The organism is Mucilaginibacter sp. P4_G9, from assembly GCF_056400985.1.
Genome location: NZ_JBFUKF010000926.1, coordinates 1 through 646, shown reverse-complemented (window position 1 = coordinate 646; position 646 = coordinate 1). Strand labels below are relative to the sequence as shown.

Annotated in this window: 1 protein-coding gene and 1 pseudogene; both read left to right on the top strand. The window is 37.6% G+C overall.

Going from position 1 to position 646, the window contains the following annotated elements; genetic code table 11:
* Window positions 1-364 (top strand): glycosyltransferase family 4 protein (locus AC1DPZ_RS28605; protein ID WP_477409918.1); only part of this gene is annotated, 364 nt, incomplete at its 5' end.
* Window positions 365-395: 31 nt separating this feature from the next.
* A pseudogene (locus tag AC1DPZ_RS28600) lies at window positions 396-646 on the top strand (asparagine synthase (glutamine-hydrolyzing)); the annotation flags it as partial.

The window sequence follows — 646 nt, the reverse complement described above, 5'->3', positions numbered from 1 at the left end:
ATGCTCAAATGATCTTGAAAGTCGGGTGTTTTTTACAGGCAAAATAGAAGATGTCGCTTTAAAAGTTTCTCAACACGATTTGATGGTTTTAAGCTCGTTTACCGAGGGTTTTCCGAATGTACTCCTCGAATCATTATCTGTGGGTGTTCCGGTAGTTACTTTTAGGGTTGGTGGTGTTGCAGAATTGATTGAAGAGGGCTTCAATGGTTTTGTAGCCGAACAAAATGATGTTCTTAATTTAAAAAGACTAATTATTCGTGCATGTAATCAAACCTGGGAACATGATAAAATTAAAGCTGATATAATTAATCGGTTCGCACTGGATAAAATAGGACAAGCCTATGAAACTCTTCTATTAAAGTAACGCAAATATTAATTTATAAAACTTTCATCTTATGTGCGGTATATATGGGTCAACAGTTAACTATCCCGACGAGGTAATACAGGCAAAATTAACGCGGGTACAATTCCGTGGCCCCGATTACTCTGGCTTTGAACGCATTGGGCCTGTTATTTTAGGGCATAATCGTCTTGCAATTGTTGATTTGGATCATCGCTCAGATCAGCCTTTTTCCTATAACCACCTTACGGTGGTATTTAACGGGGAAATATATAATTATAAAGAAATAAAAGCGACGCTGAGAGC